The organism is Tateyamaria sp. (genome assembly GCF_039940735.1).
Taxonomy (GTDB): Bacteria; Pseudomonadota; Alphaproteobacteria; order Rhodobacterales; family Rhodobacteraceae; genus Tateyamaria.
In genome coordinates this window covers 1-23,793 of sequence record NZ_JBDVGB010000021.1, presented here as the reverse complement: position 1 = coordinate 23,793, position 23,793 = coordinate 1, and the positions used below count along the sequence as shown (strand labels likewise).

General features: G+C 51.8%; 21 protein-coding genes. 7 read left to right on the top strand and 14 right to left on the bottom strand.

Translation table 11 applies throughout. The features are described 5' to 3' along the window. Positions 1–4: 4 nt before the first annotated feature. Together ABJF76_RS04400 and ABJF76_RS04395 are read right to left on the bottom strand one after the other, a co-directional pair. On the bottom strand, positions 5–1,291 hold the full coding sequence (locus ABJF76_RS04400) for an ABC transporter substrate-binding protein (protein ID WP_413821192.1): 1,287 nt from the start codon (positions 1,289–1,291) through the stop codon (positions 5–7). Between the two features lie 34 nt (positions 1,292–1,325). Next, entirely contained in the window at positions 1,326–2,309 is a 984-nt protein-coding gene (locus tag ABJF76_RS04395; protein WP_413821191.1) for an ABC transporter ATP-binding protein, read from the bottom strand. Positions 2,310–2,530: 221 nt separating this feature from the next. Between ABJF76_RS04395 and ABJF76_RS04390 the strand changes: the two genes are divergently transcribed. After that, positions 2,531–3,238: a GntR family transcriptional regulator gene (locus ABJF76_RS04390; protein ID WP_413821190.1), complete on the top strand. Its 708-nt coding sequence runs from the start codon at positions 2,531–2,533 to the stop codon at positions 3,236–3,238. 315 nt (positions 3,239–3,553) lie between these two features. Here ABJF76_RS04390 and ABJF76_RS04385 read toward each other — a convergent pair whose 3' ends face one another. The 8 genes from ABJF76_RS04385 to ABJF76_RS04350 form a co-directional block, all read right to left on the bottom strand. After that, entirely contained in the window at positions 3,554–4,036 is a 483-nt protein-coding gene (locus ABJF76_RS04385; RefSeq protein WP_413821189.1) for a DUF1348 family protein, read from the bottom strand. Positions 4,037–4,123: 87 nt separating this feature from the next. Then, positions 4,124–5,383 (bottom strand): MSMEG_0569 family flavin-dependent oxidoreductase, encoded by a 1,260-nt coding sequence (locus tag ABJF76_RS04380; RefSeq protein WP_413821188.1) that lies wholly within the window; start codon positions 5,381–5,383, stop codon positions 4,124–4,126. Next, entirely contained in the window at positions 5,380–5,691 is a 312-nt protein-coding gene (locus tag ABJF76_RS04375) for an MSMEG_0570 family nitrogen starvation response protein (protein ID WP_413821187.1), read from the bottom strand. The genes ABJF76_RS04380 and ABJF76_RS04375 overlap by 4 nt, the downstream gene beginning before the upstream one ends. After that, a complete protein-coding gene (locus ABJF76_RS04370; protein ID WP_413821186.1) occupies positions 5,684–6,679 on the bottom strand; it encodes a sll0787 family AIR synthase-like protein in 996 nt (331 codons plus the stop codon). Before ABJF76_RS04370 ends, ABJF76_RS04375 begins: the two co-directional genes overlap by 8 nt. Beyond that, the gene (locus ABJF76_RS04365; protein ID WP_413821185.1) at positions 6,676–7,191 is read right to left on the bottom strand and encodes an MSMEG_0567/Sll0786 family nitrogen starvation N-acetyltransferase; all 516 of its coding nucleotides are present in this window, start codon (positions 7,189–7,191) and stop codon (positions 6,676–6,678) included. Before ABJF76_RS04365 ends, ABJF76_RS04370 begins: the two co-directional genes overlap by 4 nt. Continuing rightward, the gene (locus tag ABJF76_RS04360; protein WP_413821184.1) at positions 7,188–8,300 is read right to left on the bottom strand and encodes an MSMEG_0568 family radical SAM protein; all 1,113 of its coding nucleotides are present in this window, start codon (positions 8,298–8,300) and stop codon (positions 7,188–7,190) included. The genes ABJF76_RS04365 and ABJF76_RS04360 overlap by 4 nt, the downstream gene beginning before the upstream one ends. Next, the gene (locus ABJF76_RS04355) at positions 8,290–9,288 is read right to left on the bottom strand and encodes a Nit6803 family nitrilase (RefSeq protein WP_413821183.1); all 999 of its coding nucleotides are present in this window, start codon (positions 9,286–9,288) and stop codon (positions 8,290–8,292) included. Before ABJF76_RS04355 ends, ABJF76_RS04360 begins: the two co-directional genes overlap by 11 nt. Before the next feature lie 62 nt (positions 9,289–9,350). Next, positions 9,351–9,833: an MSMEG_0572/Sll0783 family nitrogen starvation response protein gene (locus ABJF76_RS04350; protein ID WP_413821182.1), complete on the bottom strand. Its 483-nt coding sequence runs from the start codon at positions 9,831–9,833 to the stop codon at positions 9,351–9,353. A 264-nt stretch (positions 9,834–10,097) separates the two neighbouring features. Between ABJF76_RS04350 and ABJF76_RS04345 the strand changes: the two genes are divergently transcribed. Further along, positions 10,098–11,468 carry a PLP-dependent aminotransferase family protein gene (locus ABJF76_RS04345; RefSeq protein WP_413821181.1) on the top strand — a complete coding sequence of 457 codons (1,371 nt, stop codon included), beginning with the start codon at positions 10,098–10,100 and terminating at the stop codon, positions 11,466–11,468. A gap of 348 nt (positions 11,469–11,816) precedes the next feature. Here the strand turns inward: ABJF76_RS04345 and ABJF76_RS04340 are convergent, their stop codons facing one another. After that, a complete protein-coding gene (locus ABJF76_RS04340; protein ID WP_413821180.1) occupies positions 11,817–13,646 on the bottom strand; it encodes a P-loop NTPase fold protein in 1,830 nt (609 codons plus the stop codon). 283 nt (positions 13,647–13,929) lie between these two features. Between ABJF76_RS04340 and ABJF76_RS04335 the strand changes: the two genes are divergently transcribed. The 3 genes from ABJF76_RS04335 (at position 13,930) to ABJF76_RS04325 (ending at position 16,696) form a co-directional block, all read left to right on the top strand. Continuing rightward, complete coding sequence (locus ABJF76_RS04335) at positions 13,930–15,081, top strand: DUF2130 domain-containing protein (protein WP_413821179.1); 1,152 nt, start codon at positions 13,930–13,932, stop codon at positions 15,079–15,081. Between the two features lie 129 nt (positions 15,082–15,210). Next, a complete protein-coding gene (locus ABJF76_RS04330; RefSeq protein WP_413821178.1) occupies positions 15,211–15,654 on the top strand; it encodes a hypothetical protein in 444 nt (147 codons plus the stop codon). A 463-nt stretch (positions 15,655–16,117) separates the two neighbouring features. Beyond that, complete coding sequence (locus ABJF76_RS04325) at positions 16,118–16,696, top strand: hypothetical protein (protein WP_413821177.1); 579 nt, start codon at positions 16,118–16,120, stop codon at positions 16,694–16,696. A gap of 516 nt (positions 16,697–17,212) precedes the next feature. On the opposite strand, the gene ABJF76_RS04320 is transcribed toward ABJF76_RS04325, so the two are convergent. The 3 genes from ABJF76_RS04320 to ABJF76_RS04310 form a co-directional block, all read right to left on the bottom strand. Beyond that, on the bottom strand, positions 17,213–19,153 hold the full coding sequence (locus ABJF76_RS04320; protein ID WP_413821176.1) for a VapE domain-containing protein: 1,941 nt from the start codon (positions 19,151–19,153) through the stop codon (positions 17,213–17,215). A 3-nt stretch (positions 19,154–19,156) separates the two neighbouring features. After that, complete coding sequence (locus tag ABJF76_RS04315) at positions 19,157–19,474, bottom strand: hypothetical protein (protein WP_413821175.1); 318 nt, start codon at positions 19,472–19,474, stop codon at positions 19,157–19,159. A gap of 417 nt (positions 19,475–19,891) precedes the next feature. After that, positions 19,892–21,196 (bottom strand): tyrosine-type recombinase/integrase, encoded by a 1,305-nt coding sequence (locus tag ABJF76_RS04310; protein WP_413821589.1) that lies wholly within the window; start codon positions 21,194–21,196, stop codon positions 19,892–19,894. Between the two features lie 486 nt (positions 21,197–21,682). Here ABJF76_RS04310 and ABJF76_RS04305 point away from each other — a divergent pair, with 486 nt between their 5' ends. Further along, on the top strand, positions 21,683–22,216 hold the full coding sequence (locus ABJF76_RS04305) for a hypothetical protein (protein ID WP_413821174.1): 534 nt from the start codon (positions 21,683–21,685) through the stop codon (positions 22,214–22,216). A 17-nt stretch (positions 22,217–22,233) separates the two neighbouring features. Continuing rightward, a partial coding sequence (locus ABJF76_RS04300) for a hypothetical protein (RefSeq protein ID WP_413822516.1) occupies positions 22,234–23,793 on the top strand: 1,560 nt, incomplete at its 3' end.

The window sequence follows — 23,793 nt, the reverse complement described above, 5'->3', positions numbered from 1 at the left end:
GTTTTTAAGCGGCAATAAATTCGTTCCACTTGCGGACCATGTATTGGTTTTCGTCCATGACGGAGTTCCAGCACACAACTGATCCCATACGATCAAGGAAGGCCCCACCATCGCGAACTTCACCTGCACCGGCCAGTTTGTCGCCAGTCGGGGACAAGATGTCACCTTCGGCGGCTTTGCCTTCGTACCAAAAGCCCCATTCGTCTGCTGTCATGAACTCTTTCGACGTTTCTGGCACAGCAGAGTAATAGCCCTGACGCATCAGATAGCCGCCAACCCAACCAGAGAGGTACCAGTTGATGTATTCATAGGCAGCTTCAAGCTCCAGACCAGACAGTGCAGCAGAGATGCCCAAACCACCGCCCCACGAGCGGTAACCTTCTTCCAAAGGCTGGTAGACGCATGGGACACCTTGCGATTTGACGGCTGTGATCGCAGGGGACCACATGGACTGGATAACAACTTCGCCGGACGCCATCAGGTTGACGCTTTCGTCAAAGGATTTCCAGAATGCGCGGAACTGGCCGTTTTTCTTGGCTTCAGTAAAGATGCCGAGTGTCAGATCAATCTCTTCTTTGGTCATGTTGCCTTTGTCGGGGTAAGTGTATTCCCCCATAGATTCCACGACCATTGCCATGTCCATGATCCCGATGGATGAGATATCAAGGATCGAGGCCTTCCCCTTAAATTCAGGGTTCAAAAGTTCGGACCAATTTTTGATCGGACGTCCGATCAGATCGGGGCGGATGCCCAGTGTATCGGCGTTATAGATCGTCGGGATCAAGGTCATCCAACCGGACTCTTCTTGTACAAAGTCCTTGCCGTTCGGGCCAGACGTAAAGCCAACCGTGTGCGGCGCTGTGCCTTGAGCAATTGTGCTCTCAGGTGTCAAAAGACCGCTGCGGAACGTGCCGGCGATCTTGTCGTAATTGGCGATTTTGGACGTGTCCATTGCCTGCATGTTGCCGGCGGCCCAAACCTTTTTACAGATAAAATACTCGATGTCAGCAATATCGAAGCTGTTGGGTTGTGTGGCTGCACGTTGTGTCACACTGTCCGTATCCAACGCGGTCATCTCAAGCGTAAACCCAAGATCTTCTTTAACTTTATTGGCTACATCATTGAGGTTGGACACACCGGTGCCGAACTGGCGAATAGTGACATCCTTGATGTTTTGCGCCCAAAGCATGGGCGCGCCTAATGTTGTTGATCCGGCAGCGATTGCTGTGGACGCAGCACCTTTCAACAATGTGCGGCGGCTTAAGCCAGTACGGGAAGTAAACTTTGTCATTCGTCGTCTCCTTGTCGGTTGTGAAATGCCGCGTTTATGCGGTCAGTGGGTGAAGGTTTTTGGCATCCCAATGCAGACCAATCTGGTCGCCAGGCTGATGCGGGGTCGTAAAGTAATCTGCTTCGGGTACGATGGCTGTCACTTCTTGGTCGCCTGCAATGCGCGACCTCAAAGAGACGTGGGTGCCTTGGTATTCAACATCAGTCACCTGTGCGTTCAACGTGCCCTTTTCCTGACCAGTGACGGTCACTGCATCAGTGCGAATTGCGAAGCTCCCATTGGGCAGCGCGATAACGTTGTGGCAGCCCATAAACTGCGCCACGAAACGGGTTTTAGGCGCGTTGAACACATCGCGTGCCGGGCCTGCCTGTTCGATTACTGCGTCATTCATCACGACGATTTCATCTGCCAACGCTAGAGCTTCGTCTTGTCCGTGGGTGACATGGAGAAAACTGATCCCTAGTTCCTTTTGCAGTTTTTTAAGTTCGCCGCGCATTCGAATGCGTAAAAAGGGATCAAGTGCAGACAGCGGTTCATCCAGCAACAAGACCTCAGGGCGCGTGATCAGCGCTCTGGCCAGCGCAACACGTTGTTGCTGCCCTCCTGACAACTGGTCAGGCAGACGATCGGCCAATACGCTCAGGTCTACCAGTTCCAGCATCTCGCCTGCTTTGGTGTAACGTTCTTTTGTATCAATCCCCTTCATTTTCAAACTGAAAGCGATGTTGTCGCGTACGTTAAGATGAGGAAATAAAGCGTAGTTCTGAAACATCATCGCTGTGCCACGCTGCGCGGGCGGAAGGGTGGAAATGTCACGGCCTGACAGCAAAATTGCTCCCTCAGTCACACTTTCATGGCCAGCGATCATTCGTAGCGTTGATGATTTGCCACACCCCGATGGACCGAGCAAACAGGTATAAGAGGACGGCTGGAACCGATGCTGAATCGCATCTACCGCAACCGTCGGTCCATAGCGTTTGGTGACATCCACCAATTCCAGATCATGTTTCGCAGTCATGTACGCTCCTGTGTTGAAACCACCGGAGTGCCCTGATGACGTGATTTCAAATAGTGCCTGCGGTTTCCAAAGAGAAGTCAGGGAAATGGCAAAAAAATGAGCGGATCAATTCCAAAATGCGCAATTACTGAACACAATGGTGACGCATTATTGTATACAATAATGGCATGCCTTGTTCACGCATCATGTCTCTGGCATCTGTGATTCTGAAGGAAACACCTATGTCGGCCATGCACATTTCCACGCCCAAGCCACAAGATGCCACACAAAAAGTGGTTGATGCGTTGGCCTTGGCGATCCATGAACATCGTCTCGCGCCGAGAACGAAGCTGGGCGAGGATGAAATCGGTGAAATCTACAACGTATCTCGCACAGTTGTACGCGCAGCACTCCAATCTCTTGCACATATTCAGCTTGTGGAAATTCAGCGTAATAAAGGGGCCTTTGTCGCAAGTCCTACCCCACGCGAGGCTCGCGAAGTATTTGAAGCGCGTGCTTTATTGGAACCGCGCACTGCCCGTTCCGCGGCCGGCCGCGCCACGCCAAACGACATTGAAATTCTGAACGAACACATTACCCGAGAACATGCGGCCATCGATGCTGGTGACAATGGTCGTGCGCTAAACCTGTCAGGGCGCTTCCATATCGAAATCGCGCGGATTGCGGATCAGGACACGATTGGGCGGTTTATTGAAACGCTGATCGCTCGCTCCTCGCTAGTCATCGCGCTTTATTGGCGGCGCGAAAGTGCTTTGTGCGAAAGCCACGCCCATCATGCACTGGTGCAAGCTATTGCCGATGGAGACGAACAAAACGCGGAAGAACTGATGCAAAGCCATCTCGTGGATCTAAACTCGGCCCTCGATTTACGTGATCGCCCCATTCAAGCGCAAAACCTGCGGGAATTGCTGCAAACGTCACATGAATAGAAAACCGGTCTGAAACTGGTCTATGGAAGGCTTCCTTTTGGTGGGACACTGGCGTGTGTTTATCGCTATTGCACAGGCGCTTCGCGCCCCGCAGCGAACCTAGGCTACAACCCAAATCGAGCAAGTGCAGCACACGGCGGCTATGTGGGTTGCCACCGCAGCATCTCGACCTAGCCGTAGATGGCGGGAATGGGCTGTTCGTCTCGGCCAGCGCTAATGGCGGAAGCCCGACCTCAAAGTGTTCAACAAACTTCTTCCTTACCGGTACGCATCTTAACTATCTGCGATTTCTTTAATGTGAATTTGAATGTTTGGTTAAAGGCCAAGCTCACTTAAGCTGGGATGGTCGTCTGGCCGTGGGCCAAGTACTGGCCAATGAAACAAGCGTTGGTCTTCTGGGATTGGGACGTCATTAATCGACGCGTGCCGCATGGCCATGTAGCCGTTTTCATCGAATTCCCAGTTTTCGTTGCCATGGGCGCGAAACCATTGACCGTCTGCGTCGTGGTATTCGTAGCAAAACCTTACCGCGATACGATTGCCGTTGTGGGCCCAAATTTCTTTGATCAGGCGATAATCTGTTTCGGTCGACCATTTGTCGACCAAGAAGGTTTCGACTTCAGCACGGCCATTTATAAACTGCGACCGATTCCGCCAACGGGTTTCAGGGGTATAGGCCATGGCGACCTTTGCCACATCGCGACTATTCCATGCGTTTTCGGCCATACGTACTTTTGTAACAGCGTCTTCATAACTGAAGGGGGGCAACGGAAGGCGGGGCGTATTTATACTTGTCATTTAGTGGCCTGTCATTTTCATTTGTTTTTATCGATCGGTTTCAAACTGTCGAAGTCACGGCTTGTCTTGTCCCGTGCGTTCACAACTTTATGAAGCCATTTTCTGGGCGCCGTTACGTCGCGCGGCGATACAACTTGCCAAATAATCTGCGTCTTCACCAACGGCTAGAAAACGTCCTGAGCCCCATGTGTTCAGCCATCCCAGTCCTAAGAAATATGCACCAGGCACGTCACAAATGCCGCGATCGAAGACGGGCCTGCCGTGATCATCAAAAACGTCAAGGTCGATCCAGCTGTAATCTGGTCTAAACCCGATACACCACAAGACCGAAGTGATCCCTTTCTCGGCCAGATCGATCTCTGATATCTCAGTCTCTGGACGCCAAACTTTTTGGAATGCGGGTTCTGCGGGAGCCTCGATGCCGTTTTTGTCAATATAGGCGTCAATTGCATCACGTATGCCGCAATAGCTTTTGTCTGCGTCATCAAGGTTGGTTTCCAAATCAGGAAGGAACTGCGCCTTAGTTCCATCAAATCCTGCAAGGCTTCCGTAAAGATTCAGGCCATCCAACGCGAATTTTCGCAAGTCGATTTCGTGACCACCATCGCGGCCTGTCATGTAGTGGTTCGTCTTTGCTCGAGCGTCGATCCCCAAGGGATGATTGTCGACGGTGAGGGCGTAATGCCCCATTTCGTAAAGCCAATCGGTTGCGTCACGCCCGCGATACATCCGAGGGGAGCGTGGAGCGGGACCAACGGCCAAATGGACATCGCGACCTTTGATACGCATGTCTTCCATCAATTGCACACCGGACTGCCCAGTTCCCACGATCAAGGTCGCGCCATCTGGCATAGTTTCAGGATTTCGATAATCCGTGGTCTGCATTTGCAAAATCGACGGGTCAAGATTTGCGGCATAATCCGGGATGATCGGGGTGTCATAACCGCCCGTCGCAATAACGACCTCATCTGCAATCCAGTTCCCGGCCGTGCTTGTGATATCAAACCTGCCGTCAACACGGCGCGATACTTTTTGAACGGTAACACTTTCGATGACGGGCGGGTCAAAGCTGCCTACGAAGGCTTCGAGGTAATCAATAATCTCGTCTTTAAGCATATAGCCGTCAGGGTCATTTCCAGCATAAGGAAAGTCCGGCAGGCGACATTGCCAGTTGGGCGTGACCAGACAAAACGTATCCCAACGTTGATTGCGCCATGCATGAGCAATCTTGTGTTTTTCCAGCACAACGTGTTCGATGCCACGCGCTTTCAGATGATAACTGGCTGACAGGCCAGCCTGACCAGCGCCGATGATAACGCAGGCAATCGAGGTTGCTTGAGAGTTCATTTTTTGGCTCCTTTGCTTGGTGTGGGAGACATTTCAAGGCACGTCACGATGTTGGTGTCCGCAAATGAACCAGCCGCGTATCGGTTCTCGATCGCGCTGGCTTGTGCCTGCGCCAGACTGCATGGGTGTCCATAAATTTGTTCGACCCGCTTACTGGCTTGGGCCAATGCGCGTCGGGTTCGATTCATAAAGTCGGCGACAGTGTACTCTGTTCCGGGGGAGATATACTCCGCTATGACCGAGGACGGAGAGTAGCATTGCTCGACGACGCCATCAGGCCACTGAACGCGAAAATGGACTTCAGGCATGGTCTGCCTCCGCTGATGAAAGGGTCATATATGGGTCCTCTTGGAAGTCCCAGAAGGTCGATGTATTTCCATGTGCGGATAACGAAACTTTGCGGCTGTCGTTGATCCTGCCGATGGCGGCAGCAGAAATCCCTTGATCCGTGAACGCCTTAATCACGCGCGTAACATTTTCAGGTGCAACTGAAATCAAGAAGCCAAAGCTGGGAAAACTGCGCAACCAACGATCCAGCATGACGCCCTCTGGCACTGGAACAGAGGTCACATCAATATCGATACCAACACCAGAACACTCTGCGAGCATCAAGGCTGTGCCCGGAATTCCAGCCTGGCTAATGTCTTTGCAGGCCGTCACGTATCCTGTTGCCGCCAGTTCCGCCATGAATGCGGCGTCACTGCGTAACCGGTCATGTGGCGCATCCAAAGCGGCCTGCCAATTATCGAAAGGTGCACGGTACGACCCGCGATGATCGACGGCACAAAGGAGGACGTCACCGGCCCTAGCATCAAAGCTGGTCATCAAATGCGTTGCATGACCAAGGATCGACACTGACAGGTTTAGATCGTCTGCACTAAGGTTGCTGTGGCCTCCAACGATTGGCACGCCGTAAGCCAGAGATGCGGCGGCCATACCTTCCAGAACCGGTTGTACCGCCTCTGCGTCCGGTGCCCAGATGGCATTCACCACAGCTGTGGGTTTGCCGCCCATAGCCAACACATCTGAGATATTGACCATCACCCCGCACCAACCTGCGAACCATGGGTCGGCTTTTACAAATGCGGGAATAAAGCCTTCGCCTGCGAAAAGTGTCCAACCACCGCGACCGTCAGGAAGGGCGGCACAATCGTCGCCCGGGCGGCCTTGGGCATGCGCGCTCAACCCCAAAGCCGCAACCGTTGCTGCGATGTCAGTCTTACCCGTGACGCCACGCGCCGCAGCAAGCTGGGCTGTGAAGCTATCGAGCCCTGATTTTGTTTCTATGTCAGTCATTCCGCCGCCAAAACACAGGGCCGCAGGTCCATCCCAACAGGATAAGCAGCAAGGTCGGCTTGCATCTTCACGTGCGGCATGCCGTGGTGGTCTTCGAAAGCTAGGCTCTCCCACTGAAGGCGGTGAAACAACGGCTCGTTCTGCGCCTGAACAAGGGCAAGAAACTGATCACATCCGCGGCCATTTGCAGTTGAGACGGCACAGCGGATCAACCCCGCGCCAAGCTGGGCGATCCGGCGATAACGCCGATCAACCGCCAAACGCGATCCCCACCAAAGCCGGGGGGCCTCCTCATGGATGCGGACAGTTCCAACGACCTCGCCCTCAGGGTTCAAGGCGACAATCGTTTCGGCGTAATCGTCGATTGAATCACGATCATCGCCCTCAAATAAGCTCTGTTCCTCACAAAAAACCGCACGCCGCAGAACGGCTGCAGCCGCAAGCTCTGCGGCGGTTTCGGCCAACTTTACCTCGTAAGTGGAAAGGTCCGCAGGGAGGCCATGAAAGCTCATGATGCCACCTTCTTGAGCTGGAACTTTTCGTAAGTAGACAGGGCCGAACAGGCACCACATTTGGCGCAACCGGCCTTGGCCTTAGTCGCCCCAAGACCGCTTTCGATAATCATTTTGGACAATGGTCCTAAAATGGCATCCATGAATTCACTAGAGGGCGATGGGTGACTTTCCAAGGGTGTGCCAGACACCGGCACAAAGGGTACCACAAACGGATATACACCGATATCGACGAGGCGGCGCGACACATTGAGGATTTGCTCAACAGTATCACCAAGCCCTGCAAGGATATAGGTCGACACCTGCCCATGCCCAAAGATAGGCACGGCAGCTTTGAAGGACTCAAAGTACTTTTCGACGCTCACTTGGGCCTTGCCGGGCATAATCCGGTGGCGAACTTCGTCAGAGACGGCTTCAAGATGCATTCCCAATGAATCCACGCCCGCATCTTTCATACGTTGCAGCCAGATATCATCCTCTGGGGGCTCACATTGGGCCTGCAAGGGCAAATCAACCGCTGCCTTAATCGCCGCCGCACTTTCCGCCAGCACAGCGGCACCACGATCAGAGCCTTTAGGCGTGCCAGTCGTCATCACCATGTGCTTAACGCCATCAAGCTCAACAGCGGCCTTGGCGACTTCGGCCAATTGCGCCGGGGTTTTGTGAGCGGTTGTGCGGCCCGCAGCCAAAGATTGTCCGATGGCGCAAAACTGGCAGGTTTTTGTACGGCTTTGATAGCGAATGCAGGTTTGTAAAACTGTGGTGGCAAGCACATCCCGCCCATGTAGCACGGCAATTTGGCTGTAGGGCACGCCGTCAGCCGTCGTCAGGTCCGAAAACTTTGGCTTGGCCGGGAACGAGACCCGTGCCACGTCTTCACCGTTCTTGCGGATCAAAGATGTCCCATCCCCGTCGGGTGCATCCACGACATATGGGCTTTCGAAGGATGGGGCCGTGTGAACCGGGATCATCACGGTCATATCGCCAATCGTTACGGCCTTGTGATCTGTTGGGCCTGCACCACCCCGACGGCTTTGATGTCCGACAGTTGGATCAACCAGTCGCATCCCCTTGGTCTGCAATTCGTTTATGAGGGCTTCATTGTACAAGGGGGGTCTCCTCAGATGTAAGGTCAACGGGGGGTGTCGGTGCGACCACTTGCACACCCGTGGTTTGGCGTGTCTGAGTGGGGCTTGCGTCATGAACCAAATGCAAAAGCTCAGGACGGGCATAATGCCCAACGCTGTCCATCATGCGTTTGCGTTTGGTGATCAGTTTCATATCAAGGTCGCCGATCAAAATGCCCTCGCCTTCGGTAAGCGGAGGGACGACATGACGGCCTTCGGGCGTGATCATGCACGTCATGCAACCGTCACGCAGACCTTTTTGTAGCTTGGGATCATCACTTATCGATGTGATCTGATTCTCTGTGAGCCATCCGGTAGCATTAATCACAAAACATCCCGATTCTAGAGCGTGATGTCGCATCGAGACTTCGATCTGTTCGCCAAATATCGGTCCAACAAGCGAGCCCGGAAACTGCGCCACATGAATTTCTTCGTGTTGCGCCATCAATGCGTATCGCGCGAGCGGGTTGTAGTGCTCCCAACAAGCCAACGCACCGACACGGCCGACGGCTGTTTCGACAACCTTCAACCCAGAGCCATCACCTTGCCCCCAGATCATGCGTTCATGATAGGTTGGCGTAATCTTGCGACGCTTTAGCGCCATCTGCCCATCCGCGTCAAAAACGAGCTGCGTATTGTACAACGATCCCTTGTCACGCTCATTCACGCCCAACACCGTAACAATTCCCAGATCACGAGATAGGGCAGCAATTGCATCCGACTCAGGGGATGGGATGGTGACGGCCTCTTCATACAGGCGAAGATGTTCGGCACCTTGTAGCATCGGTGGTAAAACAAAGGAAAAGTAGGGGTACCACGGGACGAAAGTCTCGGGGAAGACAACGATCTGTGCACCTTGAGCTGCCGCGTCAGACATTGCATCTTTCACCTTCGACAAAGTGCCAGCACGCGACGTGAGGTCAGGTGAGATTTGGACAGCCGCAGCGCGGACAATTCGTGGGGCGGACATATGTTTAGGCCTTCCTTGGCAAGCAGGAATGGCGCAGGCCGACTGACCTGCGCCACAAGTTCTTAGAGTGTCCAAGTATCCAGGATGAACGCATTTTCCTGACGATGCAGTAGCGTGATGTCGAGCACATCTTGCGGCGCAATTGGGATGATGCCGGGAAGCAAAGACTGCTCGCCATGCCCGTAAAGTGCTTGCAAGGCGAAACGGCAGCAATACACTTTGCCGCCCTTGTCCATGAACTTTTTCAAGTTCGCCGAGAAGTTCTGGTGGCCCGGGAACGCATCATCGCCTAAAGTTGGAAAGCCGCGCTGAATGCCAAGCGTGACGCCCGGACCGTACAACAGGATCGACGTATCGAACCCCTTCTTTAACAGACGTTGACTGACCAAAATGTTGACCAGGCCAATAGACCCTTCAAAGGCTACCGTGTGGAATGTGACGAGGGCTTTTTCACCAGGTTTGGCCTGCACATCCTCAAATACTTTGTTTTCATAATCCACAAAGTAGTCACCATCTTTGTGTTTTTCCATTTTGACCTCAGGCATGCGGTCAGTCTCCTCGTTTGAATGTTTCAGCGCATGATTCTTGCGCTCAAGTTATGAAAACGCCTTCAAAATTGATTCACAATTGTATGTATAAAAATCACCCAACCACATTGAAGTTTTGCCACATTTTTACCCCCAATTCGTGAAAATATGCCTTATTTTAAAGCGCTTTTTTCTAAATTTTGGACGTAATCCATCAATCCAGACAATTGACGTGTATGGGGAATTTATGCTAAATTGTTTTAATTGTATGGAGCATTCTCAATGACAGCCTGGATACCAGAACTTCCCGCCTCTTCTGGGCCCGTGTACCTCTCCATTGCTGATGCCATTGCGCGTGATATGGAGACGGGACAGCTTCAATCTGGCGATCGCCTTCCTCCGCAACGCAAACTTGCAGCAGGGTTGGGGCTGGACTTCACGACTGTATCGCGAGCTTACACAGAGGCCGCGCGACGTGGGTTGGTTGAAAGCCAAGTCGGGCGCGGTACATTCATTCGAGGGGCACAGAAAGACGGACGACAGGACGATCCGTTGCGCAGCGCACAAGTCGACCTTTCGATGAACTTGCCACCTGAGCCCGACGACCCCGATTTGATCGATCGGATGCGCGGCGGCCTCGCCGATGTGTCGGCGAATATGGTGTCATTGCTCCGATATCAATCGGGCATTGGGAGTGAAAAGGATAAAGAGGCCGCGTCCGTGTGGCTCTCTATGCGCGGCATGGTCCCAAGACTTGATCGTGTGGCCATTACGCCGGGCGCACATCCGGCCATCATGGCTGCGCTAGATGTTTTGACCACCCCCAACGATACCATTGTGTGTGAGGCAATCACTTATCCCGGCATCCGTAAAATATGCAAACACATGCGTCTCAATCTAGTTGGGATTGATGTTGATGACGAAGGTATCCTTCCCGACGCTTTGTCTGATGTCATCGCATTACATAACCCGAAGGCTTTATATCTGAACCCGACACTGAACAATCCCACCACACGCACGATGACTACCGAACGGCGTATGACCATTGCCGATATTCTGCGACGCCACCAGTTGCCGCTCATCGAAGATGACGCTTATGGATTTGTGCCAGCGCGCGCACCCGCACCACTTGCCACAATGGTTCCAGATCTGACTTGGCACATCGGAGGGCTGGCAAAATGTATTGGCGCTGGGCTCCGGCTGGCATATGTAGTGTCTCCCGACAGCCGCCAAGCATTGTCGTTGGAACAGGCTATCAAGACAACCGCCGTGATGGCATCGCCTGTGACTATGGCAATTGTGACCCGATGGATCACGGACGGCACCGCCGACCGCATCCGTCGTTTTGTTCGAAAAGAAGCCTTGGCACGCCAAAAGATTGCCAGCCAATATTTGCCAAACGCGAATTTCGTTTCTGATCCTGAGGCATTCAATATTTGGCTAACACTTCCCCATGGTTGGCATCGGGCCGACATCATGGGGCGCATGGCAGGACGTGGGCTCGGAATTGTCCCAAGCGATGCATTCGTTGTTTCAGGTCAGGCGCACGAACAGCTTCGGATCTGTCTTGGCGGACCAATCTCAAGAGATAACCTGCGCGAGCAATTAGAATTTCTTGGTCATACTCTCGACTACGGGCTCTGGGCAGAGTGATTTAACCATTCCTGAATTGAAATAGACATGTTGCGACATAATCTCGTTACTTAAGATGCGAATAAAAGTAATGTCAAAAAGGCGCGTTACGTCTATGGCCGCTGAGGCTCGCTCAGTTGCCATAGCGGAGGTGAAAATGCTGCGCTATCCACCAACGTCCGCTTACGGGAACCGACCCACCTTAATCCAAAGTGCGACGAATGTCCGGTAAGGGCCGTGAGCGACGAGCCACACAAGGGTGGATTGCGCTCACTCGCTGCGGTTGCGACGATAAGATACTGAAACTGCCGGAGCAGACACCCTATTCTCTAAATGACTTAATAGCCTCAGCAAGTCTTGCTCAGGCGCTCATAACCCACGTCGAATAAACAACCTTACCTGCGCCCCTTCCAACTTCGATCTGGCCGATGCCTTTGTCTGCAAGACTTCCTTCAATTCATCGATCCAGTCATGTTCATCCTTCAGCTCAATCCTGCCTTCATGACGTCTGCCTTTGAGCCTATCCGCCAGCTGCATTGCTGTTTCGCGGTCAGCTTGGATTAGGTCCAAAAGCCGCTCTGCAAATCGATCTTTGTCTAATAGATGCAGGATTGGCGCAGATGCATATTCGGCGTCGTGTTGACTGTAATCTAGCTGGTCAAGGAAGGCTTCGGGGGTCGCCTCGAAAGTGTCGAGCAAGCCCGACGCAGCATTCGAAAGGTTCGCATTATAAGCCGCGTCCATCTCCGCCTTTAACCTTTCGACAACTTTGGACGTGGTTTCGTCTGGCTCGAACGAATAACCGCCATATCTGACTCGCCCCATATCATGTTCGAATACATGTCTATTGCGCCATTGACCCGAAGGATTGCTCGGCTTGATGTTGTTGTCCGCCACGAGGCTGTCAATGTAACCGATAAACCTGTCGGCCAGTTCCTCGCGCGTTTCTTCAAGTCCATCAAACCTAACCAAAAAATCCATCGCGCCAAAAATTTGGATGAATTCACCGGGGTTTGTGATTTCGTTGGCCTTTAGTTTGGCCGTCAACTGTTCCAACACATCTGTAATCTCGCTGATGGACTGGTCGTCCCAATTCCAGAGCTTGATCCAATTAGGATCATCGAGCTGATCTCTAAAGTGATGCGATTGGCTCAAATGCTGATTGATCATCTCAGCACTCGCATAGCCCTGCGCGATCAGGGTCCAGCCCAAATCGACATCCAAGGGTGAGCCATTAAACGGAATACGAATGTCACACTCAGGATGTGCATTAGCCAATTCGATGAGCGAAGGAACTGCGTCTTCCGGCGTCGCCTTTCCAATAATACTTTCACCAAAAGCTTTACTATTACCCCGATTACGTAGCTCATCCTTACCAATCAATCCGCCACCATAGGCCATGTGCAACGCCATGAACGTTCGCACCAGTGTCTCAAAAGCCCTTTCAAAACCAAAAAATCGCTCGTCAGATTTATCAAGCAATGCGGCGGTCGCGCGCATTGCATATTGCAGCAACCTTAGGTTCTTATGCGCCCCTTGATCGAAAACCTCTTTGATAAGGTCTTGGTGGTCTTTCAAATAGGTCTTGCCCCGCCCACTGGGGATATCCACCCAAAAGGACAGCAGAACCGCCTCAACATCCGGCAAGATTTCGACAGTCTGCCCGATGCGTTTTTCTTTCGTGGTATCAAAGGTCTCTTTCTCGCCCTCAACAATCCCATCGGTGTTTGCAATCAGGATGACTCGCCGTTTGTCATGTTCAATGAACTGGTTCAACAAGCCCGACATCGTGGTCTGCGGCATCGATATCCGCTCCAGATCATCAAAGATGAGGTTAGGTGGCAGGTCCTTCTTAAGCCCCTCAAGAAGTGACAGGCTGCTGAGGTTGATAGAAAAACCCATAGCGCGACTGCTTGAAATGATGTTTTTGATTTTCTCTCCGACATTGCGGGCAGTCTTAATTGTTTCGTTCCCGGGACTTTTGAGAATTGCGGCCAACAAAGCCTCATTGAAAGCTTCCACCGAGTTGATCCCGAACAGACTGAGATACAGAAAATTCTGATCCGTTTCATACTTGGTCTGATGCTTAATGAACGCAGTTTTTCCCGCTCCCCAAGGGGCGTTGATTAGTAGGGCATGCCTCGGATCAGGAGTGGTAAGGTATTCGTTTAGAATTTGTTCCGCTATCGAGTTTGGCACACGCTACCTTTCGAGGTTTGAACGCTGAATCATATTTAGGCACGTAAAAGCCCTTTTTGAAGTTGATCAACCCGTCCGGCTTCTAGCTTCAAAAAGCATCAGTTTTCGATTTCGCCGCCAAAGTCGGCAATGCGGGCTGCAGACGCAACATTGCTACAGCATGACGAACGGCAGCTTTGGGCCGGATGATCAGGAGTAGCAGGATCGACGGGAAGTAACGGCTCTGGAGGCGCATTCAGTTCCGTGGTAGTTTTTTCGTTCTCTTAATTCATAAGGTGAGCGCATGCCCGAGTTGAAGATCCAGTGCCCTAAGTGTTCCAACGAAATTGAGCTGACGGAGCAACTGGCTGGGCCGATGCTGGCCGATCTTCAAGCGTCCTTCAATGATGAGCTGGCCAAGCAAGAGGCACAAGCGGCCAAAGCGCTTGCCGCCGCACAAGCACAGGCCAAGGAGACAGCCAAGGTAGAAATAGCGGCAGAACAAGCAGCCCTTGAGGGCCGCCTCAAGGCGCAGGAGGAAAAACTGCGCGAGGCGCAAAAGGCTCAAGCTGACGCATTGAAGCGGGAACAAGAGCTTAAAGACAAGGAGGCCGAGATGGAGCTGACCTTGCAAAAAATGCTCGCGGCAGAACGTCCGGCATTGACCGAAAAACTGACCCGAGAGGCGAATGAGAAAGCCGAGTTGAGACTCGCCGAACAAGAGCAAGTCATGCTGGGCATGAAACGCCAAATCGAAGCGCTGAAACAGAAATCCGAGCAAGGTTCGATGCAGACCCAAGGTGAAGCCGCAGAGATTGTGTTGGAAGAAACCCTCGGCGCGGCTTTTCCGATGGATGCCCTCGTGCCCGTTGCCAAAGGCGTCAGCGGAGCAGATTTGCGTCAAGGCGTGACCGCAGTCAACGGCATTGCAGGCAGTATCCTATGGGAAAGCAAACGTACTAAGAACTGGACCGCCAGCTGGTTGGCTAAATTGCGCAATGACCAGCGAGCCTCGGGATGCGAGGTAGCTGTGATTACTTCCCAGGCCTTACCTGAGGGGATAGACAGCTTCGGAATAGTTGACGGTATCTGGGTTTGTGCCCCACGCTACGCGGTTCCGCTGGCATCGTCTTTGCGCCAGGGTCTGATCGACGTAGCAAGCGCCAAGGGTCGCGCTATAGGCCAGGAAACCAAAATGGAAATGATCTATGACTACCTGACTGGAACGCAATTCAAGCAGCGTGTCGATGCGATCGTCGAACGCTTCGAGGACATGCAGGACAACCTGCGCAAGGAACGTGTTTTTATCGAAAAGCAATGGGCGTTGCGGGCCAAACAGATTGATCTGGTGATCGCATCAACAGTTGGGATGCACGGTGATTTACAAGGGATCGCAGGCCGGTCGATGCCTGAAATCGAAAGCGTTGAGGCGTTATTGATTGCCAAGGATGAATAAGGGAGGAAAATGGCTAAAAAGAGCCGGGAGTGTCACCAACCGAAGTCGAGACTTAGCGTAAGCTGAATTCAGTCAGATGGTGGCTGAGAACCTCGCCGAGGTTGATTTGTAGAAAAGAGAGCGTCCATTATGTCAAGTATTGCAGACAAAGACCTAGCAGCACTTGGGGATCTTTTAAGCTATCTGGAAATGATTACACCGCTCACGGACGCTGAGGCAGGAAAGCTTCACCGTGTTAGAGGAGAGAAAAAGCGGGAAGCTTTTATGTCTTGGATTATCGACCCAAGAGGTAGCCCGACCTTTCATCCAAACGAAGACGATTACGCTGCGCTAAAGGAGTTTTTTGCAGCCGACAAAGAACGCCGAAAACAAATAAAAAATGATCTGGGGAAGATGGTTGAAATTTGTCGAAGTCTCTTTGACGAGTTCCGTCAATCTGGCTCAAACCCACCGCCTGGGCACCCCAGACGTATTGGGGTGATCCTTCGCAAAGCTAAGCGCAAAGATCTGAGCGAAAAGTTTGACAAAGCATGGGCGAGGCATCTTAGTCGTGACATTGTTCAATTTAGGTAGGTCTTGGCTTTGTGGCTGCGCGAATGTCGGCAATGCGGGCAGCGACCGCAGCATTGGGGAACACCGCTGGATGTCGGCTCTGGGCCGCTCGCTGCTCATTAAGTATATAATATATCGTTCTTTGGCTAATTGGTTGGGTTCATTTAGTCTGGCTCAATAAATTCACCAAAGCTTTTCCCAGCTAAGCGCATTTATACATTTGCCGCCGCCTACAGCTTGGCTTAGACTTTGGGTAGGGTCGCCTGAAAGCGATGGCTCCGGGGCGTAGTAACCCCTCCAAGAGCGGTCGGTGTCGACCGTGATGACACCTCCTCAGCCTTTATGGTCGGGGAGGCACTGGCGTATGTCCAGGGCTTCGGCCTAAAGGCCAGCGCGGTCGTCTCTTGGCGGCTTACTAACTCCCCGGTCACCAGAGTATTCCTTTGGTGGCCTTTTTCATTTCTGGCCGTTGGGCCGATGCCATATGGGAGTTTATAAAATGAGTATAATTGCTGGACTATTGTCACTGTTGATTGTGGCCGCTGTTGTCGGCCTTTTCAAAAAGAAATTTAGAAAGCGTGCCGCGTTTGTGTTAGTTGGTGCTTTCGCCGCCTTTGCCGTTGTTCAGAGCGCCGAAAAAGCAAAACTTGATGTCGCGGCCCAAAAGGCAGGGTATTTAGATCATCTGGACCTAGTTGCTGCGGGTGAAGCTGGGGTCGCGTCGTCGGAAGAATGGGAGTTGTCGCGCGCAGACAGAGAAGAAGCCGTGAGGGAACAAGCCGAACGGGATCGTCGGGCCAGAGAATGCGGAGAAAGGCAACATATTAGCGCCTTCGTAATGTCCCAAAACCCAGTTTCGACCACATTGCGCGCACCATCCACCGCAGATTTTCCGAGCTTTAGTTCAATACGCGTAACATCCGTGGGCAGTTGCCGTTTCCGCGTTGACGCTTATGTCGATGCTCAAAATGGCTTTGGCGCACAGATCAGAACCCAATATCAAGCTCTAATGGAACGTGATCCCGACGCCGACACATGGCAACTGATTGAGCTTGATTTCTAGTTGGAAAAACCGAAAAGGACCCTACCTACCGCCGATCATATAGAGAGCGGAATTTTCAACCCACAGAGATTGTAGGTTTACCCAATAAAAGCATACGGTTCAGTCCGGTTTGCGCCGTTCTCCATAGGGAACACCAGACCGTCCATTTTTAAGGGTGGAGAAAATTTGATGGGCACCCGTGACTGGAAAGGATTCCCTATAGAGGGTCCTTGAATTTCAGCTAACACAAGCCCCTTATTTTGTGTGACATTCACTTATGACTTGGCGGGGGACTCCGCCCCCAAACTAGTGTTTCCGTTTTGCGACCACAGGAACGCGCCAAGTTCCAAGAAACTTTGAAAGAGATTTAGAACAAGGTTAACGCAAGACGCTTACCTATATTCCTACTCTTCGACATGGATGATATTTATACATACATACCAATAACTTAAAATGCACTCATGGAATATAAGGGAATAGCTGGCGCGATTGGAACCAGACTAAACCACCTGATCCCAAAACGCGCCAACCATAATGTTACATTATGTCTTCTTCTTTCAACTTATTCTGAATCATCGAAATGTCTTCTTCGGTCAATGCTGCTACTGCGTCAGCATTGGGATTCACGTACCGACCCATTCCCCTGTTCGGGCCAGACGTGATTCTTCCATGCTTGTGCCAGCCTGCACGCTGCAGCATGCCGCCGGCACGGATCGCGTCGTTCTTACTCTGATCTTTGAGCGCCTTCCCCAAGAGACTAAGAACATCACGTGTGGTGACCTCCTTGATGTCGGGTAGATGTTTCAGGACATGCGCCCACGGTTCTTCTTCAGTGCGTTCGTTGGCGATGGATTTCTGATACCTTTCCGCGTTGCCTGAGAGGTGCCACAGCTCACCGGCTTGGAACGCACGTACCGCCTCAGCCCAGAGTTGGTCCCGATCTTCACCCAGCTGTTCGAACTCGACCTTGGTCAGAGTGACAGGCCAAAATCGTCTGTTGCCAGTCTCGTCACGCAAATAATCTGTTCGATTTGTTGTCCCAGCGAATACACATCTACGCGGCATCTGAACTTCGTAGCGGCCATACGCTGGTCGGTAACGATCTTCTTGTTTCGAAAGATAAGCCTTGATGGTCTCAACCTCGGAACGACGCATTGCCGCCAATTCTGGAAGTTCTAAAATCCAGCAACCCCTAAGTGCAGATTGTGCATCTCGGCCCGCGAATTGCTGCAGAGAGTCACTGAACCAAGAGGCTCGTCCGCTAGGCAAGAACGATCCATCAGCCAATACGCGGAGCAATGTCGACTTGCCCACTCCTTGCGGCCCCTCCAGAATGAGACATGAATCGACTTTGTTTCCCGGATCCAGCGCACGTGCGACAGCTGATATCATCCAACGGCGACCGACTTCACAAACATATTCATGCTTCGCAACGTCGAAGTTCAAATCATCGTCGTCAGTCTCCGCACCACCATAATCGATCAACCAACGGCTGAGTCGCTCTATTCCATCCCATTCAAGAGGTAAAAGATAATCGGCGACCGGCGATATCATTGACCTTTGCGCAACGTCCTTTATCGCATCCGAGATTATGGCTTTGGAAACACGAGGGAAACCGTTCCGATTGAACCAGCGCAAAGCGCTAATGTCATCATTGTCAGTCCATTGTCTGGGACGAAAGCGTGACTTTGGAGCTTTCGTCCCCGGTACCGGTTTTAGCAACATCAACTGATCCGCAAACTCGTCATAAGCCATGACATTGGCCCAAACAGGATTGCTTTCCAAGATCTGTGCGACATTGTCGACGTTGGCGATATTATTGCCCTTTTGCGGTTCCTGATACTCAGAAGCCGACGCGATTAATTGCCTTAGATCATCTGCTGCAGCGTCACCTTTAGAAAGGACCCAATCTGTTAAATCACCTTTTTCAGCTAGGTCTGGCAAAGTTAAGATCTTAACAGACGATGCAACCGGAAACGCAGATTTTGCAACCTTTTCAGCATGCTGCAGACCACGTTCGTCGTTGTCAGGAACGATGGCCACATTGCAATCTTTCAGATATTGAGAGTAGCTATCTTCCCACTTCAAGGCACCATTAGGATTAGTCGTAGCCGTAAAGCCAAGTTTGCGGGCTGTCTCGCAATCTTTTTCGCCCTCAACAACCAGAACCAAAGCATCAGGCCCAGAGGTTGCCTCAACCAACTCAGGCAATCTGTAGGGTACGTTAGGCTCGTCACCTTGACCAGAAAACCAATCACGTTTGTCTTCTGGCTCAAAACGTTCGTCGAACGACAAGACGTTTTTGCGTCTGGTCGTGAAGACCTTTTCCCCGTCAGAATTCTCCCCACGCACTTTGGTGTAGGCATATTTCCCGTCCGCCCTATGGTACTCATAACTAGCTATTTCTGTAGTGTTCGCATCCCAGTGCGGTCTGTCTCTATCTGTTGAATTAAAGGAGCCTTTAAGAACATTTGTCATTTCTCACGCCCCCTCATTCAATGATTGCGCAAATTGCTCGCACCATTGGCGGACATATCCCAAAGACCAAACACGGTCTTTCCCATGGTAGTTCGGAGCTGCAAACTTATTACTTTTTATACGGCGCTCGATTACTGAAGTGGACATACCTGTGAGGATAGAAACCTCTGCTATTCCTAACAGGGAATAGTCGGGAAGTTTCGCGTAGTCTGGCATTTGGGACCAGTCTTTACCTGATCGATATTTAGGGATTGCGGGATTAGGGCGCTCACTTGAGCGATAAGCCCTCTTGTTGTTTTCGGCTTCTTGTCGGATGGTCATAGCCTTCTTCTCCATTCAAATCGAAGCTGAAGAAGGTTAGAAAATATGCCTTCCTCACGCTTCGTTGGATAAAATCCAAGTTACGATTGAAGACCTGTCCATTGCTGCTGGATTGACCGGTTCCGCAGCGGCCCTTGTGAGGGGCTAGTGGTCCGTGCGCGGGCATCGACCCCGCGTTACGATGACTTCACTCAATGGCCGTTTGTTGCACTGATATCCGGTTCAATTGCGGCTCATTAACTTTCAACTGCCACAAAAGACATGTAGAAACAAGAAAAAAAGAATTCAACCCACTGAACTTACGGTTTTTCTGAAGTTTCCGGAAATAAATTGGATTATGAAATACGGCTAACAAACCCCGAGTTCTGTTGAGAATGGCTCGAAAACTTGCGGCCATATGCTTCATTGTTCGTGGTTTTATTCACCAATTGGCGCAATAAAACTTGCCCAGTCTTCCATCATCGCACGGCGACGTTCCACCATATCACCTCGCCGGTAAGCGCGTTCAACAGACGTACCGACTTCGTGCGCTAGCGCGATCTCTGCCATTTCTGACGGGTATTCAGTTGTTTCAGCAACCCAGTCCCTAAACGTTGACCGAAAGCCATGGGGAACAGCCGGTCTGCCTGTCTTAGGGTCATGCCAGCCAACATTCCCAACCTTGGTTTCCGCTAGGTGCATTTTTTTGACCAGAGCAGCAAGCGTCGCGTCGCTCATTGGTTTGTTCAAGCCCTGTCCCGGCCAGATGAGGTCAGTAGATGCCATGCGTTTTGTGCTCTTCAGAATATCAATCGCAGCCTTGGACAATGCCACACGATGTTCGCGGCCCGCTTTCATTCTGCTATCAGGAATTGTCCATAAGCCTCGCTCCAAGTCGATTTCAGACCACCTTGCCCCACGAACCTCTCCAGACCGGCTAGCCGTCAAAATCAAATATTCCAATGCTTGGCTTGAGGGAGAAGGCATACGAGAACGCAGCGCTTTCACAAACTGGGGCAATTGCTCATAGGGCAACGCAGCCTGACGGTTCGGAGTCTTAATGGTCGAGGGTTTCGGCAGGAGATGGCAAAGGTGGTCTTTCCAAGCGGCAGGGTTGTTTGCATCACGATGGCCAAGCCGTGCTTCAGCGGCCAAGATGACTTCAATTTTCTTCAGCATTCGCGATGCGCGTTCCGGCACTGACTCCCAAAGTCTCTTTTCCTCTGTTGTCCCATACTTTGTATGCTGTTGGTCCACGATTTGCATAATGTGGCTGGTTTCGACCATATCGACATTCAGGTCACCTATGAATGGGAAGGCGAAGCTTTCTAGATCGTTCAACCACTTAGCCTCGTCTCGCGCATTGATCTTGCCACGAACTTGCCGGTCAAAGTATGCCAAGGCGGCTTTCCTGACAGTTGGCGAAATTACTTTGGCCGCGACTTCCCGCCTCCGCTCTTCAGCGGGGTCAATACCCTGCCAGAGCTTGTCCAACATAACACGCCCACGTTCTCGCGCTTGTGCTAGTGAAACCTCAGGCCAAGGCCCCAATGCAAAATCTCGCCGCTTCCCTTCAAAGGTACGTCTGAGAACCCATGATGCAGACAAAGCAGTTCCTGAAGCATACTCTCGTTTCCGAACATTTAGTGCTAACCCACCAACACCACCGACACGTATGAGACCCGGCTTTTGCTTGTCAGCCTCTATGTCTCGCACAACGCGGTTCAAAGTGGACACGGTCATTTCGTCTACGGAGCGTCTGGGCATGTTATTCTCATTTGTTAGGAGGCTATGTGATCTTTGGGACCCCCTATAACTTCCGCTTTTTTCCGCTTCTTGGAAAGTCTCTTTCGTCCCAGCTGCCAGAAAAAGCTTAAAGAATTGGTCCGACGTTTACTCAAGGTGGCAGGGTCGCCCACCATTTACTCCTAGGTTTTGATGAGCGTCCGTTTAAAGCGGGTTTTAAGGCATATGGTGTCGATTTTCGCCCACCGGCGATAGGTTAGCCGTTTGCAAACTAGGCGTGAACTTTGGGGCGTTTCTTGAACCGTTCTCCAATTATTCAATCAAGACGTTGTCGCCTGTAATGAATGAACTTGGCCCCTTCTCGTCGAAAACATACTCTGGCTTTGACAAGCTCCAGCAAGAACACCCTTTTAAGTAGAAATTATTGCAAGTTTGAAAGGAGTTCGCCAATGTGAAGGCCTACATTAATGCGCGAGCAAATGCGTGGATATTCCATTGGAAACTGGCTTAACCCAACTTCAGACAGATTTTATACATCGATTTATTGTTCCTTTGACGCAAACCGGCCCCACCCCCGCGGTTCAGACGGGCGGTTCATCACCCATCGCTGTGTCGATCCAAAAGCTGGGTAAGGCGCGACTGGATTGGAAACGAGAACACGCGAACTTGGATGGCGGCGTATTGCGGCTCAAGACCGCGATCCGTGCCGTATTTGCATCAAAACCCGACGCTATGCAGCAGGTCGAAACCGGGCTGAAAAAGTTGGATACTGTGCTGAGTGTCATGGACGATACACTGCACACACAGCTTGATGACGTGTTAACAGCGCAAACCGAAAGCGCGCGCGCCAAACATGCCCAAGCGAGCCTCGCGACGCTTGAAGCCTATGCTCACTACCTTGAAACCGACCCCGTCGCAGGTTTGATCGACGCAAATGGCTTTGACGACAGCACGCCAGTGGTTGCACCGATGAAAGAGGTTTTGCGCGACATTCGTGCAGCCCTGACAACGTCTTAATTAAAAAGCGGACTAAAATGTTAAAACGCGATACCTCAACCAGAGATGAAAATCCGGAAGGCGTCTCGCCCCCCCGGAAACGGAAAGTTCTTCTTGGCGAAGAAAGCCCCATCGTTGCGCCACCGGTCGCCGAAATGGATCTTAGCCCGGCTCAAGCTAACACTTTTGACATTCTCGAAATTGATCCGTCCAGCGGCTCGCAAGACGATGACAGTCCTACTACTCCGAACACGGAAAAACCCAGCACACCGACTGGCTCTTTCGCAAGTGATAGCGAGGATGACGACCTTGCCCTCACTCCGACGGCTTCACCCGAAAGCAGCGACCAAGAGGTAGAAGGACCGAGCGCAGGTCATCCGTCCAGTGCTGACCTCAACCCCCTGTTCGGGCAAGGTGATCCGCCGCCAAAATTCACATCAAAATATGAGACGACGCAAGAATCAGAAGCTGATCTGATCGAATACTGGGAGACCAAACACGACGACTTCTATAATCAAGTCCATGACTTGTTGGAAATCGCACGCGATCCCACCAATTCAGGCTTCGAAGATGCCCGGAAAACCCTTGGGGACCTCATCGCGGGCTATAAATTGTACCCCGCACTAAAGAAAAAAATCGACGCTGCCGTCCGCGTGAAGGCCGAGCAGCGACCTAAGATGAGCTCGGGGACTGGCCTCGACGAACTTCTCAAGACTTCCGAGACAATGACTTTTCTGGAATGGTCGTTTGATCCCCCAGATGGCAAATGGGCAACGTCAAAAATTGATGGTCAAGACGTCGACTGGATGGACGCGCAAAGAAGCGTACGCGCGTCGACTGACATGATCATCTGGGCCAGCGCGCAAGTCGATACCATTAGCGGCCATACAGGTAGTCTGCATAGAGAACGTCGTGGTGCTTGGGCGACATCAGGCCAGGCCGCGATGCACAAATTAAGAGACGATGAAATCAAAAAGCGTAACCATCCGGCTGGTGCAATGTCGACTGCGATCGAGGCACATTTAATCATTACCGAAGCTCTCTTTGAGGGGGGGATTTGGGAGGAAACCGTATCAAATCAAAAGCTTATCCTAGCAAATGGTCATCATCTGATCAAACGTTTGGATATCGTAAAAACCGAAGTTCTCAGAACCCGTGACAAGTTGAAAGAATTTCGCGCAATGCTTAAAGAAATGACGGAATCGCCACCGGATGCATCACCGGTTTTGAAATACCCTACCTCGCCGCATCAAGGCATCGGCTCTCCGACTCAACGTGGTGAGGGAAACGAGCTTTTTGGCGTGGATCTTGGTGTTGAAACGCGTGTCCGATGGGAGAACTTTGGCGAGCCAGTACCAATTCCCAGCGACCGTCACCCACTGCAAAAACTGATCCTGGCCGTCAGCCGGAACCTTTATGACAAGATAAAGCGACGCTATGGGCGTGAACGGCTCAAGCTTGGGCTGGCAGGAACGCCAGAAGCGATCGCATTTGATAACGAAATGGATAACAACCTGACCGATGCGGCGAGGCATGTTCTTAATAAAGAAGCGGATGATGACGAGGCTGCGACCGAACTACGGGCCGCACTCAAAAGT